The sequence below is a fragment of the Mesorhizobium sp. dw_380 genome (assembly GCF_018588885.1).
Lineage (GTDB): Bacteria > Pseudomonadota > Alphaproteobacteria > Rhizobiales > Rhizobiaceae > Mesorhizobium.
In genome coordinates, this window is the sequence record NZ_JAFFIW010000005.1 from 97784 (window position 1) to 115036 (window position 17253).

General features: G+C 57.7%; 17 protein-coding genes. 5 read left to right on the top strand and 12 right to left on the bottom strand.

Annotated features, from left to right (window positions below):
* Nucleotides 1–492 precede the first annotated feature (492 nt).
* The 12 genes from JT360_RS06655 to JT360_RS06710 all read right to left on the bottom strand — a co-directional run bounded on the left by JT360_RS06655 (nt 493) and on the right by JT360_RS06710 (nt 10043).
* Complete coding sequence (locus tag JT360_RS06655) at nt 493–1296, bottom strand: hypothetical protein (RefSeq protein ID WP_024505378.1); 804 nt, start codon at nt 1294–1296, stop codon at nt 493–495.
* Nucleotides 1297–1651: 355 nt separating this feature from the next.
* Complete coding sequence (locus JT360_RS06660) at nt 1652–2689, bottom strand: EscU/YscU/HrcU family type III secretion system export apparatus switch protein (protein ID WP_024505377.1); 1038 nt, start codon at nt 2687–2689, stop codon at nt 1652–1654.
* Nucleotides 2686–3504 carry a type III secretion system export apparatus subunit SctT gene (gene sctT, locus JT360_RS06665; protein WP_024505376.1) on the bottom strand — a complete coding sequence of 273 codons (819 nt, stop codon included), beginning with the start codon at nt 3502–3504 and terminating at the stop codon, nt 2686–2688. The genes JT360_RS06660 and sctT overlap by 4 nt, the downstream gene beginning before the upstream one ends.
* A gap of 8 nt (nt 3505–3512) precedes the next feature.
* Nucleotides 3513–3761, bottom strand: coding sequence for an EscS/YscS/HrcS family type III secretion system export apparatus protein (locus JT360_RS06670; RefSeq protein WP_081714428.1), 249 nt, complete (start codon nt 3759–3761; stop codon nt 3513–3515).
* 29 nt (nt 3762–3790) lie between these two features.
* Entirely contained in the window at nt 3791–4456 is a 666-nt protein-coding gene (gene sctR / locus JT360_RS06675; protein WP_029354851.1) for a type III secretion system export apparatus subunit SctR, read from the bottom strand.
* The gene (gene sctQ, locus JT360_RS06680) at nt 4449–5477 is read right to left on the bottom strand and encodes a type III secretion system cytoplasmic ring protein SctQ (protein WP_095769044.1); all 1029 of its coding nucleotides are present in this window, start codon (nt 5475–5477) and stop codon (nt 4449–4451) included. The genes sctR and sctQ overlap by 8 nt, the downstream gene beginning before the upstream one ends.
* A gap of 89 nt (nt 5478–5566) precedes the next feature.
* Nucleotides 5567–6079, bottom strand: a complete 513-nt coding sequence (locus JT360_RS06685; RefSeq protein ID WP_032899688.1) for a hypothetical protein — start codon at nt 6077–6079, stop codon at nt 5567–5569.
* Entirely contained in the window at nt 6055–7413 is a 1359-nt protein-coding gene (gene sctN, locus JT360_RS06690) for a type III secretion system ATPase SctN (RefSeq protein ID WP_024505372.1), read from the bottom strand. The genes JT360_RS06685 and sctN overlap by 25 nt, the downstream gene beginning before the upstream one ends.
* Entirely contained in the window at nt 7410–8033 is a 624-nt protein-coding gene (sctL, locus tag JT360_RS06695) for a type III secretion system stator protein SctL (RefSeq protein ID WP_214470759.1), read from the bottom strand. Before sctL ends, sctN begins: the two co-directional genes overlap by 4 nt.
* Nucleotides 8030–8716, bottom strand: coding sequence for a nodulation protein NolU (locus JT360_RS06700; RefSeq protein ID WP_250888651.1), 687 nt, complete (start codon nt 8714–8716; stop codon nt 8030–8032). Before JT360_RS06700 ends, sctL begins: the two co-directional genes overlap by 4 nt.
* Nucleotides 8661–9497: a type III secretion system inner membrane ring lipoprotein SctJ gene (gene sctJ / locus JT360_RS06705; RefSeq protein WP_281035262.1), complete on the bottom strand. Its 837-nt coding sequence runs from the start codon at nt 9495–9497 to the stop codon at nt 8661–8663. The genes JT360_RS06700 and sctJ overlap by 56 nt, the downstream gene beginning before the upstream one ends.
* Nucleotides 9498–9533: 36 nt before the next feature.
* Nucleotides 9534–10043 carry a nodulation protein NolB gene (locus JT360_RS06710; protein ID WP_024505368.1) on the bottom strand — a complete coding sequence of 170 codons (510 nt, stop codon included), beginning with the start codon at nt 10041–10043 and terminating at the stop codon, nt 9534–9536.
* Between the two features lie 187 nt (nt 10044–10230).
* On the opposite strand from JT360_RS06710, the gene JT360_RS06715 reads away from it, so the two are divergent.
* The 5 genes from JT360_RS06715 to metK all read left to right on the top strand — a co-directional run bounded on the left by JT360_RS06715 (nt 10231) and on the right by metK (nt 17174).
* A complete protein-coding gene (locus tag JT360_RS06715) occupies nt 10231–10929 on the top strand; it encodes a secretin N-terminal domain-containing protein (protein WP_024505367.1) in 699 nt (232 codons plus the stop codon).
* 301 nt (nt 10930–11230) lie between these two features.
* Entirely contained in the window at nt 11231–13165 is a 1935-nt protein-coding gene (locus JT360_RS06720) for an HrpF/NolX family T3SS translocon protein (protein WP_127317695.1), read from the top strand.
* A 1056-nt stretch (nt 13166–14221) separates the two neighbouring features.
* On the top strand, nt 14222–14566 hold the full coding sequence (locus JT360_RS06725) for a helix-turn-helix domain-containing protein (RefSeq protein ID WP_084831489.1): 345 nt from the start codon (nt 14222–14224) through the stop codon (nt 14564–14566).
* Between the two features lie 37 nt (nt 14567–14603).
* Nucleotides 14604–15941 carry a serine hydroxymethyltransferase gene (gene glyA, locus JT360_RS06730; protein WP_063169266.1) on the top strand — a complete coding sequence of 446 codons (1338 nt, stop codon included), beginning with the start codon at nt 14604–14606 and terminating at the stop codon, nt 15939–15941.
* Between the two features lie 57 nt (nt 15942–15998).
* Complete coding sequence (gene metK, locus JT360_RS06735) at nt 15999–17174, top strand: methionine adenosyltransferase (protein WP_214470760.1); 1176 nt, start codon at nt 15999–16001, stop codon at nt 17172–17174.
* Nucleotides 17175–17253 lie beyond the last annotated feature (79 nt).

Below are 17253 nucleotides of genomic sequence, written 5' to 3' on the forward strand. Positions count from 1 at the left end.
AGTCAGCGAGCATTTCTCCTGGCCAAACCGCGAATGCCGCTGCGCGAGTTGCGGTCCGGCGATTGGAGTCGATCGGCTACCGTCAGGGCCGATTTGCGATGTCGCGTTACCTGCTGTTGACGTGGCGGCGTATCTTGCCTCCCATCCAACTTATCGCCGAGATCGCGCCGCCAAGATCGAGGCGGAAGGTCTTCCTGCGAGCGCGGAGCAGGCATAGCCGATCCGATCGGGATCGGCGCATCGCAACGACCCAACGGTGTGGTGGAGAAAATTGGATTCGGGAGAGCTCGTATCCAAGAGGCGGAGTTCCGGCCCGAATACAATCCGCTCGCAAGCACCCACGATGCGCATCCGCAGTTTATTGTCTGGGAGATGGGCTGGATTGCTCGGCGGCGCTGGCGCTAAGGCGGGGCTGTCGCCGGACAATTAGCATTCACTGCCAACAGCCTTGCAACCGTCACCAGTTGCAAGGCTCGGCGGCGGGTCGACAAATCACATGAAATCGTCGTCGGACCCGCTATCGCTGCTGTCGCTGTCCTCGGTTTTGTGGAGATAGAGTGGAGGTTTGCCTGCACGCTGCCACTCACCGGCACTGTTCTTCGTCCATTTGTCGGGATGCTGCGTAGGGTCAAGCACCAGGTCGCCATGATCCACTTCAACAAACCCCATCGTCTGCGCGCGCGCTTGTGCTTCCGGATTAGCCGCACGCCAATTCAGCAACGGTCGGTCGCCGTCTATCCGAAGTTGATGCTCCAGCAGAATATCGCCCGCATTTTCGACGAGCGGATGGGCGACTTGAAGATCCACTATGGAAGTGACCTCAGTTCGACCAGGAAATTGTTCCCGCCAACTTTCCGATTCGAACTCGTTCATGCTGAATCCGCCTTCCATTCTCAGCAGTCCGGCACTCCGGTCTCCCAATTGGTAACTGAAATATCGCGCGTGCTCCGTATCTCGACGGATGCCATATTGCTGAGCAACGTCCGCGGTGCGCCTGGCTCGTGACGATACGAACTCCGAATACTCTTGAGGATTGTCGGCGATGTGCGTGATTTCATCACCATGAAATTGCCTCACCTGTCTCCTGAAGGAAGTCCTGTTGATCTCCACCACAGGAGGTCGGGAATTGAGGGAGTATGCTTGGGGAGCCGCCGATGATGAGGCGCCGCTACCTTCCGATCCGGATAAGTGCATTCGGGCGAATGTGTCCGCGAACCCTTCGCTTCCTGCATCCGATTGCTCGCCGGCATTATGCGCGCGGTAACTATCGGATGAGCCACCAATTCGACCATACATGACGATTCGTACTCCTATGTTTCGCAACCGAGCTCAAGTTAGCACGGCTGTTCAACATAGGGCGCTTAGTTGACGACTAGCTGACGAGGGCATTCCAACGGCTGCACCAATCAAATCCGTACTGCCGGCCTCAAAACCTCGGACTGCGCCACGCACCGGCCAGCAGAGGCTGCAAGGTCATGCCCGGAGGACTTGCCGTAGTTGCTGGGTGGCAGATCCGAGGGGAGTGATTGCCCCAGGCCCGCGGTTGCGCGGTTGGCCTGACAGAGACACTGGGGCACGGATGGCCAGCCGACATTTGCCACTAGCATGGAGCCAGGTCAGTTTTGAACTGGCAGTCGTGGACTTCCAATGACTAGGCCAAGCCTGCGGCAAAGAATGCTTTCGCGACAGGCTGGAAATATTGCATAGGAACCGCGTGGCCGAGTTTTGTAGTGCCTATCAGCTGACGCGCTAAGACATGGTCATGGACGATCGTCAGGCGTAGTGCCCGCGCCTCGCTCAACACATGTGAAACGCGCTCACCTTCGGCACGGCAAACTAAGAACGGCACCCCGGTTTCACCGCGAACGTAACGCAGACCGATCAGGACCGCCCTTCCTGTTAAGACCAGCGTGGCGCGATGCACGCCAAGCGCAGGCTCGTCGGCCGCCTCCTCGCGGATGCGACGCTGTTCACCTTTCAACTCTGGCGCTCCTTGCTGATCCTTCGACTCGCGCGTCACTTCGGTATTGGTCATGCGCATTTCGCGCAGATACAACGCGCGCTGGAGCAGGAGATCGATCAGTCCGCCGACCAGCAGTGCGCCGGCGCCAATTCCCATCAGCAATTTTGTCTCCATAAAGATGAGGCCAACACAGCCCATGCCGCAGATCGGCAGAGGGACCATTGTCTTCCACATCCCGAGAAGGACAATGGAAAAGGTTGCGCTGAGAACCAATACCTTGAACATGGTCTTGCAGACTTCGACCATGGAACGAGCAGACCCCAAGCGCTTCAGCCCTTCAAAGGGGTCAATTTTCTTAAAGCTGAGCTTCATCGGCTCCAGAGAGAAGACAAATCCACCATTGGCTAGCAGGCTGGCCAAAATCACCGCGGCGACGAGGGTTCCAAGCAGCGGGCCAACAGCCGCGACGGTGAGTTGGACGAGCACAACCAATGCCTGCGGCACCGCGGTATCGAAAGGTAGGCTCTGCAACTTGGTGGCTAATAGGAGCGCTTCCCGGCATTTGTCCTCGATCACGCTGCCTCTTAGCCAAAGGTAGCCGAGCCCAGCGCAAGTCCCGACCGCGCGGACGAAATCGGAGCTACGTGGCAGCTGTCCTTTTTTGCGCGCTTCACTTAACTTCTTCGGGCTGGCGGCGTGTGTCTTCTCTTCACTTGTGTCGCTCATGGCAGCAATTTGTCGAACCACTCCAGCACGCCGTTGGCACGTGTGACCTCCAGTTTCATGCTCTCCACCAGATAGGCAGCGTAGGTGACCATGAGAACTGGAAAGACAATGTTCTTGATTGCCGGAGACAGTTGGCTCGCCTTAAATTGCGGGGCAAAGCGACGCAGCAGCATCATCGATATATCAATCAGTATCAGGAAGAACACGACAGGCCCCGATACCAATAATGCCGTGCGCATTATGCTGTCGAGAAGCCCCAACAACTCCATTGCTCCTGGCCCGCTCAGTGTCGGGTGAAACTGATACACCGGCCAGATCAAGTAGCTGCGGTACAGGACACTGATCAAAGTTTCCAGGCCTCCTGATCCGACGAATATGGCAATCGCAGTGATCCCCAGAAAAACGCCCATCGCGGAAGCCTGACTGTTCGTCGCGGGATCGGCCGAAGCGGTCGGGCTGCTGATGCCGCGTTGGTTGTCGATAAGCTCCCCGGCAGCCTGAAGGCCCCAAAGCGGAATGCCAAGAAAAGTGCCAAGGAGTACACCGACAAAAACTTCCTTGAATCCGAGCAGGGTTAGCTGGATCAGGCGTGTATCAGGATCCAGCGCCGGCAATCCGCCACTGACATGTGCCAGGCATGGTAGTGCGAAGCCAACAGCCAAACAGCCCCGGATCAGCCCACTGATCTGCGAGCGTGTGAATACGGGAAAGATCAGCATGATGCCCATCGCGCGGGCTGCCCCAAGACCTGCCGCAACGACGAGTTCGAGAGCCGTCTGGATCAGAATTTGAATATCGGCCGATGGCGCGTCCATGGGGCGGACTAGTAGCTAAGTGTCATTGCGGGAAACTCGGTGAAGATCTGATCGGCTAGCTCTATGAGCGGGGCGCTTAGCACAGGAGCAAACAGCCCAATCACCGCGACAACGACCAGAAGCTTCACGGTGAGCGGCAAGCTTTCATCCTGGATCTGCGTCGCCGCCTGGAGGATGCCGATGACGAGGCCGACAACCACTGATGCAATGAGCGGCGGTAGAATCCAGATCATGAAAACCACCAGTGATTGGCTCATAAGAGTAATGATGCTGGATTCAGTGATGATCAGCCTCCCGGTAACGTATAACTCAGCACAAGCCCATGCATCAATTTTGACCAACCATCAATGGCAACAAACAAGAAGATCTTGAACGGGACAGATATAACAGTTGGTGAGACCATCGACATGCCCATCGCCATCAAGATAGTTGTCACTATCAGATCTATAACAATAAAAGGCAGATAAAGTAGAAATCCTATCTCAAATCCACGCTTCAATTCCGATAGCAAGAAAGATGGTACAAGTATTGCAAAGTCATCAGGCGTGGCTGCAGCGTGCATTTCCTCTGGCCAGACCTTTTCTGTCGAAGATAGGAAAAATCGCCGCTGCTCTTCATTTGTGAATTTCTTGAGATGCTCGCGCAAGGGCTCACTTCCGGCTTTAGCGGCGCTTACCCAGTCGTCGAATGTCTGATAGTGGAGCTTGGGATCCGACATGCGGTCATAGGTCTGCTCAGCAACGGGCGCACTAACGAACATAGTGAGGATCATCGCCGCGGCGTACAGCACCACATTGGGTGGTATGGTCTGGGTCCCGAGCGCATTGCGGACGAGGAAAAGAACAATTGATACCTTTACAAAGGCCGTTGTCGTGGCAACTGCTAAAACCAGCAGACCGAGTCCGGCGGTAACCGCAAGAAGCGCCAGGATTGTCGGCTGAGCTTCACTCATTGCATGCAAACCCGCCACGCAGCCTGATGCCCAGCTCTTCTCCGATGCGGACAATGTCGCCACGCCCGATACGCTGACCATTGGCCACTATGTCGACCGGGCCGTCGATCGGCCATCCAAGTTCAAAAATATGCCCTTCGCCGGCACTTCTTAATTCCCCAAGAGAAATAGGCCAGCGGCCGCATTCAAAGACAAGCACGATCTCGACATCGTCGAGATCCTTAGTAAGCTCCAGTTGCGATCCGGGTTGTGTCATATGCGCACTCTCCAAAGGACACGGTCGCGGGCGGAAAGGCCCCCGCAAGATTAATTCATCGCCGTCAAGATCCGCCTCGGCGCACAACTGGCCGACAGCTAGGGTGATCTGGCCGCGGCCGAACGGCGCAATATCGGGCAACAATGCATCACCGACACATGCGCTTCGAAGAAGCGCCGCAGGAAGGCGAAGCGTGCCGACCTCTCCTGCAACAATGAGCGGGAGCTCTGGAGGCAGCCCGCCCAGCTGCCGCGGCAACTGGGCAAGCAGTTCGCCTAGCGCGCGAAACGCAGGCGGTACTAAGCCGTCAAGTGGCGTGAACAGGAATAGACGGCCCTTGCCCTTGACCGCGCCGAAAATGATGTCGAGTTCAAGATGAGGAGCCAGCATCGTGGCTTCGCATACCCGCACGAGTTGCACGTTCAGACGCGTCGTCTCCTCCAGTCGAGTGACAAGCGGCTCCAGAGCGAGTTCGAGAATTAGCGAAGCAGTTGGCTCGGAAGGGAAGGCCAAGCCGTTCTGCACTGTCGTGATGAACTCCTCTACGAGCGGGCGCGACAGTGACAAGATGACCGTTTCGGCTCCCACTCTCCAGACGCAGTCAAGCATCGGAATGGCAGCAGGTTCCTGCTGCCAGACAAGCCCTGCCGTTCGCACCGATAGCGGCACCTCGTTGATCCGGCTTTGAAACGGCGTGCGCGGCGCTGCTGTATCATTGAGCCACGAGACAACCGTGTGGGACAGTTTCAGAACTGGTTCGAACATGGCGGGTGTGACCGCAGCGCCTATCAAAGACTGCACGGTCGTGTCATTCGGACGACCTCTTGCGACCGTCGGATCCGGTTGCGCGGCATTTAGGCAAGCGACCCCCTCGCATATTTCAGCAGTATCTCATCGTCGGCCTCGATCTCGGCTGCGGCCTCCGAATGAGTCTCGACGGCGCGCCGCACGTCGTCCTCGATTTGTTGCCATTTGTCCCTTGCCGCCGAACATATGACCCATAGCTCCCTCGTCCTGGACGCCGCCATCTCAGCCTCCTCTTGAGCGATTTGGGTATCATCAAGCATCTGCCGTCTGGAATTGATCTCAGCGGCAAGCTGTTCAGTGTGAAGGCGGTGACGGTCGAGCGCTGCGCTAGACAAGTTGTCGAGTGACATCAGATGCTGATAGAGCGCTGCTTCTTTTCTTGAACAATGTTGCTGTATCATTGCAAGCTCCCTAGAGGCATTTTGTACGGCTGAGGCGGCCACATCGCGCTGGGCTTCCTTCTTGGACAGCTCGCCAAGGGCACGACGCTCTTGCATTTCCTTCAGAAGCCGTAACCTCGAAGACTGAATCCAGTTTACGCGGTCAGACGCGACATCCATGCGACCGTCTCCTCGAAATCTGACGCGTCATCTTCGCTCTGGCGCAGAAACTCCCTCAGTTCGTCGATTGACGCGACAGCCCGGTCAGTCAGGGGATCTCCACCTGGCTTGTATTCGCCAACATTGATCAAGAACTCGGTCTCGGCATAGCGCGACAGGAGCTCGCGGAAAATGGATGCTGCCTTGCGATGTGTCCCCGAAACGACTGCATCCATGACGCGGCTGCGACTCTGCAGCACATCAATAGCGGGGAAATGCGATCGCGCCGCAATAGCGCGTGAGAGGATGACATGGCCATCGAGAATACCACGCGATTCCTCGGCGATTGGATCACCCGTGCCATCACCCTCTACAAGCACCGTATAGAAGGCCGTGATTGAGCCCCGCTCACCCATGCCGGCGCGCTCGAGCAGGCCTGGCAGCATGCCAAAAACGGAAGGAGGAAAGCCCCGTCGCGTCGGCGGCTCACCCGCAGCAAGGCCTATTTCGCGCATAGCGCGGCAGAAGCGCGTCAGCGAATCCAGCATGAGAGCAACGCGTAGGCCTTGATCTCGGAAATATTCCGCGAGCGCAGTCGCCATTGGAGCGCATTGCGCACGCTCTACCGCCGAGCGGTCGGATGTTTCAACCACGACGACTGTACGGAGAAGGCCCTCTTCACCAAGATTCCTTTCGATGAATTCACGAACTTCCCGTCCACGTTCGCCTATGAGCGCCACTATGACGACGTCAGCGGCGGCACCCTTTACGATCTGTGACAACAGCGTCGACTTGCCACCACCTGGCTCGCCATAAATCCCGATCCGCTGGCCCTCGCCGCACGTCAGCAGACCATCGAGGACACGGACCCCAAGCGGGAATGGCCGCTCAATCATGCGCCTCGTCATCGGATTGGGGGCTCTGCCATGCAGGGGCCGAGTTTCGACGGTCTTGATTTCGCCTTTGCCGTCCAATGGGCGGCAACGACTGTCGATCACGCGACCGAGCAAATCGCCGCCGACGGGCACCTCACGCATTCGGCCAGTGGCCACGACCTCTGCGCGGCTGGATAGGCCCACCAAGTCCCCGATCGGTGTCAGCAATACACCATCACCCGACAGGCCGATCACCTCGGCCTCGAGCGACAGCCCGGTTCGCGGGTCCTCTAGGAGGCAAAGTTCCCCAATACGAGTGTCTGGCAAGACGGCATGAACCAGTGTGCCGATAGCCCGCGTGATCCGACCGCGCACCGCACGCGTGTCAATTCGCTTGGCCGCAGCCCTCAAAGACGAGATTGCTGGAACGAGAGCTCGAGTGTCGGCGTCAGCGTTATGTTCTGGGACGGGCTTTCTCATAGCTCGCCTTTCTCACAGAGCGTCCCGAAACCAAGGCGCAGCGCGCGCATCTGGGCGTCAAGTCCAAGGTCAACATTGCCGTACTCGCTCCACAGCACGCAGCGTTGCGGCGACAATGTCGGGTCGGGCTCGATCCGCACCCTTGGTCGACCATCCTGGCCGTCGCATCGAGCAAACTCTCGTGCAAGCATGTCGACTTGCATGGGAGAAACATGAAGGCAAACGTCGGCGCCGCTGTATTGACACTCTATGGCGTGACGAACAGCCCTCACCAATAGCTCGCCCGGATCGAAAGCGCCGATAAGATCGCTCAATATTTCCATCACGAGCTGCGGCAATTCCTGCTCCAGAGCCGCCTTTCGTCGCGCGATTTCGGAGATTGTCTCCGCAATCAACCCTGCCATCTCCTCGGTGCCTGCATTCGAGCCCTCCATGTGGCCGCGCGCCCACGCCCGCTGGTAAACCGCGCGTGCCCAGTTTCGAACGCGCTGCCGATGCCGTTCTGCCGCGGCAAGGGCTTGCGCGGCGCTGTGCCAGGTTTCGAGCTCGCTCGCGGGTATCAGTGGTCCGACTGGACGCATCTGCGGCGCTATTGGCCCCTCGGAAACTTCGACTGTCATTTCACCGGGGTCTCTGTCTCAAAATGAGCTACTACAAGTGAAAGCAATTGGCCGGCGTCGGTCCAATGCTCAGGTGCTGGAGTCTCCGCGGCAGTCCCCTCGGGCAATCGAAGAAGCACGCGGTTACGCTCGGTAGCTGAACTGTCCTGGAGCCAAGCCCCAAGACATGCGTGTCCATCGTATTCGATTTGCTGAGCGAGTTTTTCTGGGTCCGAGATCAGTCTTTTGTCAACAGCATGCAGCAGGTGTCGGATTCCGAATGCGTGTGCCTCCACGCCGATGCGTTTAACAAGGATGGCAAGCTCAGGCTGAGAGACAAACGCGACCAGCGAACGGGCATGCCAGATACTACCAGCAAGAAGGGCCGCTCGATATGGATCATGCCCGCGTAGAAGGTCCGGCCTGCAGCCGATGTGGTTCAGATCCACGTCATCGTTGCCCAGCAATTCTGCCAGCCTTGGATGCAGTCTGGAACACTTCTGCAACTTCACTAACGTTTCGGCCGATAACGCTGGATCAAGACGCGCCGCAAGACGGGTTGGATGGGCCGAAGCCGCAAGCTCGCTCGCGCCCGGAAAGTGCGGACCATCAGGTCGGGCGGTCTGTATAGGCATTGGCAATGAGATGTCACCCACGTCCAATTGCAGGCATTCTTTTGCGAATGGCCTCGACAGCAGAAGCATCCCGGCGCCCCTCGACCTTGGAAACGCCGGTTGATTGCTTGCGCCGACGCGTAACAACGCCGATCAAGAGATAACAGGCCACGCCGAATACGGCTGCGGCAAAACCTGTTACGGTCGCCAGAAGTGGCGCAGGAAGAGGTAGTGATGCTTGTGGCAAAACAGCAGTCGGATCGGGCCGTTGCTCGTGTGCGGACCGTTCTACCGGCACCAAAACCACTTCCACCTTATCGTAGGACAGGCCTTCGATGCTGTCGGCTACAAGCATCTTTATCTTTGGCAGCAGAGCCGCGACATTTGTTTTTGCGTCGTGCCTGATAAACACCGAGGCCGAGGATGGCGTGGCACCGGCTCGCACAAGGTCGTTATGCGGCAGCACGACGTGAACACGTACAGAAAAAACGCCATCGATATCGCTGATCGTCCGCGACAACTCTTCGCTCAGGGCATACACGTAACGGGCACGCTCTTCGGTCGGCGAGGCAATCAGGCCTGATCCTTGGAATATCTCACCGAGGTTCTTGAAGGATTGGCGCGGCAGCCCCTTGGCGTTCAGAAGGTTGATTGAGAAGGCGAGCAGCTTTTCGTCAACCTGGATCGTGCTGGTTCCATCCTTGGCGACCACCCGGATCGCGGCGACCCCGTTGTCTTCAAGAAGTGCGAGCATTTCATTTGCCTCACGCTCTTGCAATTGCGTGTAGAGGTCGGCTTTGCAAGCAGTGAGGGCGACGAGAACTGGCAGCATGACAAGTCTAACCGACCGCCACCCTGACAGGCCACGCATGATTTCGCCCTCGGCCAAGCCAATCATGCGCGCGGTTCAGCCTTCCTTCAAAAGTTTATTCACGGATGATGTGACGCCGCTGACGCCTTTGGAGATAAGCGCCACCTGGGTGACGCCGTTGTAAACATCCCGAAGACCAGCCATCATCGTTTCGAAGTCTTGCCCTTGTTGGGGAATGCCCGAGATTCCGGTTCCCGCCTCACCTGGAACGGGAAGCTTCTGCGCCGGTCCCGGTAGAGCGCCCTTCGAAAGGGCTATGTCATGGTCGAGCGCGGGGAAGGAAACAGTGTTGTGTGGATATAGGGAGGAAATCGTCTGCAACACGCGATCGCCCATGCCGCTCGTCGGCGCAGCCGCGCGCTGAACATCCATCGCCGCAGCAACTGGCGCCGCACTCGCTGGCCCCGCGGCGGCATCGTTTTTCAGCGAGTCGGCTGCATGCCCTAAGGCGCGCTCAAACTGGGCCTGCTCGACAATCGACGGTGATCCGACCCTGGGGAGGCCAGCCGTTAGAGTGGCAGAGATCGACGTGACAGGCATCATCATGTAAGGACTCGGTTGCTCTCTCTGACCGGGCGAGCCCCGCCCATTCATCACCCGGTGTCGGCGCAACACTCCTAGGGGGGCAAGCTGACAACAAGCTGACTAACGGCGGCGTCATTTCGACAATCTAAAATCTCTTCGGCAATTTAGTCACTTGTGATGATTTCAGCGTTTGGTTTATCAGTGCGACATGCCGAGAACGCTTATCCAACCCGTCACCCTGCATGTTTTGAGACTTCTTTGTGCCGGGTTTTTTCTGTCCACCGGGATTCACCCGGCGCATGCAGTCCCGCTGTCCCTTCCGGCGACACCCTATAGATACACGGTTCTGGATCAGGAGCTCGCTGCAGCGTTGCAGGAATTCGGCAACAACCTGAATATCAGGGTCAACATCAGTCCTGCGGTGAAGGGGCGAATTCGCGGACGTATGCCTGATTTGCCACCGCGCGCGTTCCTCGACCGCTTGACGAACCTTTACGGTCTACAATGGTACTATGACGGCCTTGTGCTCTATGTGTCTGCTGCACAAGAATCGCAAACTCGAATGCTTTTGATGACGTCGATTCGCTTCGATGCGTTCAAGGGGGCTCTCGACAAGCTTGATATCTCCGACGAGCGCTATGTGGTCAAACCCGTGCCAGGCAATGGCCTCGTCTTCGTTTCCGGTCCACCGCGCTTCGTCGCACTCGTGGAGCAGACCTTTAACGGCTTGGTGGCGCAGGCGCAGGCGCAGACTCACATAGCGGCAACGCCAAAGGAATCAGTGCTGATCTTGTTTCGCGGCTCCTCCACTACGGTCGTTCGCGACGGACGACCGGATGCTTCTTATTCTTCTGACATCCCACAACAGGATAGCGTTGGCGGGAAGCCTGAGCTGGGCAAGAAATGAACATTGAGGATTTCCCGCAGCTCTGAAGAACATGACTGCGGCTACCCCTTTGTGAACTCTTCGCAAACTCGTCAGTTTCTCGAAAGCTAATCCGCTCATGATGAGTCCCGGCAGCTCTCGCGGTGACTCCGGCCATTGTGTTGGACCGAACCTTGGAGCCGGCCCGGAACACAGCAATTGAAGGCAGGGCAGGCGCATTCGTGACCTGCCGACGCTTGGAATTGTCGAATTTTGTGAAACGCAAGGGATCTTCTGTCGGGGTCTCTTGTGGGGATTTCAACGTCACGTCTGAGGATGCATAATGTCGGCCAGTAATCTTTCAACTTTCTACCGCTCAAATTCGCTACAGTCCGCAAGGGGTTGGCCGGGCCTGAAAGTTTCCCATTTTGCGACCCAGCATCAGCAAAGTGCATCGTGCTTCGAAGCGATGCTGTCCACTTGTGTGCTGGCAGACAAGCCCGGCTCTTTCGCGCAAGGGGATCTGCCAGCGTCGAATCTTGATTCGACAATGGATAAATTGCGGCAGGACCCTTTGGGCCATATGGCACCGGATGTCTTGACATTGAATGGCTTGGAGCAACACCCACTGGATCTGCTGCCGCCAAATATGAGGGCGGCTCTCAAGGAGGACCAATCGCAACGCTCCAAGGCGACTGAAGCCCAACATCTGCTCGGCGTCACTCCGAAGATCGAGCCGGCTCCCAGGGCGAGCCCCGGAATCACGTGGAACGGTGGGTCGCTGACCACGGCTGAGTTGCAGATTGTTGCGGTACTCAACCGTCACAAGGACCAATGCCCGCTTACTTGGAAGTCGTTGACCGACAAAGCCAATGATCCCTCTACGCCACCGGATCTGAAAGCGGCGATCCAGGGACTGCAGCAGGATTCGGGACTTTTTTATGCGATTGGCTCGCAGGGCGACGGCCGCTGTGGAGGCAAGATCAACGCCAAGGACTTGGCCGGATTTTCAAACCACCACCCACAAGTTGCTGCATTTCAGGAAGCCCAAGCGCGAAGCTACGAGCAGAACTACATACCATCCGACGGCAGCGGAGGTTTGCAGCCTTCGGTCATGACCTTGAGCGATGCCTTGCGGGAGTTTTACCGGTACTCCGAAAATCTGTCCAAGGACCTGAGTCTGGATGAGTTCAAGAAAATGGTCGGCGGCGAATCGAAAAACGGCAAATTTCCGCCCCAGGTCATTGCGGCGGCGCAATATTTCCTCGATCACCCCGATGCTTGGAACCAGTTGTGCGGTGGCTCGAAAGGGAAGATGCACAAAGAGGATTTCCTGCAAGTCGCCTCATCGTCGATGAGCCTCACGCAAACTGAGCTGAATACGGTCGAGATGATCAAGGACCATCAGGACACGTTCTTTGGAAGCGGTGTTCTGACTCGCGACAAACTGGCGAAAATGAAAGACGACAAGAGCCTTGATCCGAAAGTGCGGGAAGCAGCCTCTCAGCTCCTTTCAGATCCTCTTTTGTTTGGCCTCCTGAACAATTCGATCACGGGCTATAAGACCCATCATAAATTCTTCGACTTTGGCGGCGGGCATACGGTTGATTCCGGCAATATCAGCAAAAAAGACTTTGCCCATTTTTGCACAAACATGTCGTCTGCGAACCGCAACGTTCAGCAGCCAATCACCCACGGCGCCCAAACCGCAGAAGAGCAGAATGCCGTCGCGGACATGAAGATGGGCCTGATGGACCAGCCTGACATTAAGTCAGCCAAAAAGAACGGCGGGGCCGTCATGCACGTCGTCGACTCCGTGCTCAAAATCGAGACGAAAGTGCTCGACTTGGCGGCAACGGCGGTGGGACTGCTCAGCTTCATTCCGGGCCTCGGACAAGTAGCCGATCTTGCCTCGATGGTTCTCGAGGCTGAGTCGCAAGCAGCCAATCTCCTGCGTACGGCCATTAACGGAGGCGATATGAAGCGAGCGCTGGAGGAAGCTGGCCTCAATATGGCCGCGCAGGCGATCGGCCTTATCGCAGGCCCCGAGGTCAAGCTGGCCATTCGAAATGGGCTCGTAAAGCACCTGATGGAAGAGGCCTTGGCGGCAGGCATTGATCTTTCGGTCTCGACGGCGCAGGACTACGCAGAAGGCTATGTGAATAACCTCAAAGCGCGCCTTGCAGGCGGCCCTGAGCAAAGCCTAGGCCTTCCGAGCATGCCATCATTCCAGAGTGTGGCAAGCAATGTGCCCTTCGTCGGCATTGCCTTATCCTAGCCGTCGCCTTGCGCGGAAGCTTTGGCTCGCGCGCTGACATAAGGGTCATTGTGGCACAAGCAGGGGTTCATCCGCATCAACGCAAGCGGTGTTCCTGACGCCATCTGGATCGGACTGTGAGGGGGATGTCCGAAGTCTGTGAAGGCTTCGGTATATGACGACTTCAGAGTTACGCTGAGCCCAGCCATCTCGAGCCGGTGCGCCGGGTCGAGGTTTTCACGGGCGCCGGCCGGTAGCGGGAATGGTCTCCGGAAGGCACGGCGCGGATGGTGGCGGAGCGGCGCAGCCGAAGGAACGGCTGTCGCGCGCCCAGGGCGGCCTCCCGAACAGCAGACGATGATCTCCTGCCTTGGGCCTATATCCTTGTGCCCACGCTCAAGGCAGTCGGCTGAAAACAGCGCTGATTTAAAACAGCATTATCCTGCACTGCACCCTCGATCCTTGCGCTCACCGATCGCTCGTCGACACGCACGCGGTCAAGTCGTTATCGGCGCTATGCCGATGGGCTTCGAGAGCAAGGTGGACGCTGAGCGGTGCGTCAGCCTCAGGGCGCGGCTGGCCAGCTTTGGGTCTCACGCTCTATGACGGCAACACCCGGCTGATCCACTTGGCCTGTTCGCGGGCTCCCGGCAGCGGCGCGGAAGCCACGGTCCGCCTTCCTCGGCTTCAGGCCAAAGATACCGCAGCATGCTCCAGAGCTATGTCTGCCGCCTTCGCCCCATCGTCGCTGGTCATGTGGAAAGGACAAGCAGGCTACGCACCCTATAATCCCGTCGGGCAGGATTCGACAGTCGACGGCGAGACATTCGCCAAACCTCCCCCTTGATCTCAGCAACGTTAAAAAAAATTCACATAATGTTCGTGAGTGTAGTCTCCTGTCAGGTGGTACATTAGCCCCAATATCTGGCGTCTTAGTCGTAGAAAGGACTGTGATCTATCTTCCATTAGCATCCATACCAGCGGATTTACAGCAAATGACGAGAGAGGTCTCATGCGGATTGATGGGGATAGAAGGGCTAGCGGCTTGCTGCATCCCGTCCGGGTTGATGCCAACCAATGTTGACACTGGTAAATCGCCTAAGGACGGCAGCGCATCTTGATCGCCTTCGAATCCTGGGCCTTTGCGCGCATGCGGATCTAACCGTCGGCGAGCTGGCCGATATTACCAGTCTGCCTCGCGAGCAGGTTCGACGCCACGTTCGGCGGCTGGTCAGAGCCAACTTTCTTTGCTGCAACGAACAACGTCCGCAGTCTTCGTACCATATGCAAGCAGGAGGCAAGGATGGCGGGCTGGCTCAATTGGTGGTCGATCTCCTGCCCCACGATGATGGCCATCATAAAAGAGACCTACAACGCCTGGAAGCAATACAAGACGCGCGGTTGAAGGGACCGCCTGCTTGATCGTGAAATAGATCAGTCCAAATGGAGCGCGACTACCATGGATAACTCCGCCGGCGGCGCCATCGCGCAGCCCGACACTTACGGGCGGCCTCACTTAGCCGCCGTCGACTCCCGCGTTCACGAACTGCTTCTAAGACAGGAGCGTCAGGAGCGGACAACTCTCAAACTGATCGCCTCCGAGAACTTTGCCTCCTCGGCGGTGTTGGAAGCGACCGGGTCGATTTTCACCAACAAGTATGCCGAGGGATACCCCGGTGCGCGCTACTACGCCGGAAACGAGATCGTCGATGAGCTTGAGACCCTCGCGATCGAGCGCCTGAAAGCGCTATTTGGCAGTGAACACGCCAACGTCCAGCCTTATTCAGGCTCGCCAGCCAACCAGGCTGTCTATCGCGCGCTTTTGAGCCCCCGTGACAAAGTCATGGGCTTGCCTTTACCCGAAGGCGGCCATCTGACTCACGGTTGGTCCGTCAATTTTTCCGGCAGCGATTATCAGCGCGTCCCGTACAGGCTGCACGAAAAGACACAGCAAATTGACTATGACCACTTGCGCGAGACCGCCAAGCGGGAACGCCCGAAGCTAATTTGGGTCGGCGGAACTGCTTATCCGCGTATTTTTGACTACGCGGCAATGGCCGAAATTGCTTCGGAGGTGAACTCGTATCTGGTGGCTGACATCGCCCACATCTGCGGCCTGGTTGTCGCAGGAGTGCATCCGAACCCCGTGTCCCATTGCGATGTGGTCACCAGCACCTCTCACAAGTCGATCCGCGGTCCCCGGGGTGGCTTCATTTTATCAAGGAATGAAGACCGTTATCAGCCCCTCCATCATCCGAAGAGCAAACACAATCTGGCCAAACGTATAGACCGCGCCGTGTTCCCTCTTCTGCAAGGCGGACCGCATATGAATACTATAGCCGCGCTTGCCGTCGCTTTGCAGGAAGCAGCGAACTCGTCCTTTCGTGTCTACGGTCAGCAGATCGTCCACAACGCCAAGGCTCTGGCCCAGGCACTTCTGGAGCGAGGTTATGAACTCGTCACCGGGGGCACTGACAATCACATGCTGATCCTTGATCTTCGGGACCGGTCGCTGTCAGGCAAAGCCTATGCGGAGCGCTTATCGCGTGCAGGCATCATTGCGAATTTCAATATGGTCCCGGGCGACCGGCGGCATCCGGCGCTGACAAGCGGCATCCGCTTAGGGACACCAGCGGTGACGTCCATGGGCATGCGCGAAACGGAGATGGTGCAGATCGCCGCTTTCATCGACTCGGTCTGCCGCCAGCCCGATGACCAGGAAGTTCATGCGAGCGTACGAAGAGACGTTGCCGACTTCTGCACTGCGTTCGATGTTCCCGGCATCCCCGACCGATAAGCCACCCCAATCCAGAAACTCCTCACTAACTCCAGCACTTGAAGCGAGGGCATTTTTATGACCAGGCAGTTCGTGTTCTCTTCCGAATCCGTCGGCGCGGGACACCCCGATAAGATGGCAGACAACATCTCCGATGCCATTCTCGATGCGGTCCTGCGCACCGATCCGAAGGCGCGCGTCGCCTGTGAAGTGTTGGTGAAGACGGGGATGGTCGTTGTGGCTGGCGAGATCACCAGCCATGCCCACATCGATTACAGCCAAGTCGCCCGCGATACGATACTCGATATTGGCTACGACGATGATGCGATTGGCTTTGATGGTCGACGTTGCGCCGTCGTTCTGGCCCTCACCGAGCAGTCGCCCGACATAAGCCAGGGCGTTGATGAAGGACGAGGGCAGGATCTCGGGCAAGGGGCAGGGGATCAGGGCATCATGTTTGGATTCGCATGCAACGAGACGGATACATTGATGCCCCTGCCGATCCAACTCGCTCACCATTTGACGAAAAGACAGGCCGAGGTCCGGAAAGCGGGACAGCTTGGCTGGCTGCGTCCGGACGTGAAATCTCAAGTGTCGGTACGCTACGAAGGGCTCCGCCCGGTGGCGCTGGATACCATAGTCCTGTCAACGCAGCATGACGAAGCGGTCTCACAAGCCACGGTCCGCGAAGGCGTCATTGAGGAGATCATAAAACCGGTCCTGCCGGCCCACCTGGATACTTCGGGGATCAGATTTCTGGTCAACCCAACAGGGCGGTTCGTGGTCGGTGGGCCTGCCGGCGACTGCGGCCTCACAGGACGGAAGATCATCGTCGATTCCTACGGTGGGACCGGGCGTCACGGCGGCGGTGCCTTTTCGGGCAAGGACCCATCCAAGGTTGACCGCTCGGCGGCCTATGCCGCCCGCTATGTCGCGAAGAACATCGTTGCCAGCGGCCTTGCGGAGGTCTGCGAGGTTCAGCTTGCCTACGCGATCGGCGTGGCCAGTCCGGTTTCTGTCATGGTCAATACCTTCGGAACCGCAAGGATCGAGGAAAAAAGGATCGAGCGCCTTGTTATCGAGGTTTTCAATCTCCGACCGAAAGGCATCATCAAGATGCTTGATCTCTTACGGCCGATATACCGCAAGACGGCGACATACGGACACTTCGGGCGTGAAGAGCCTGAGTTCACTTGGGAGAAGACGGACAAAGCTGACGATTTGCTGCGTGAAGCCGGACCGGCAGCTGCGTGAGGGCGGCTGGATCAAGCGCATGCGGCAACCCATTTCAACTCGCGAGACCACGCCCGGCCGGCGTGGCAAGAAGCCGGCT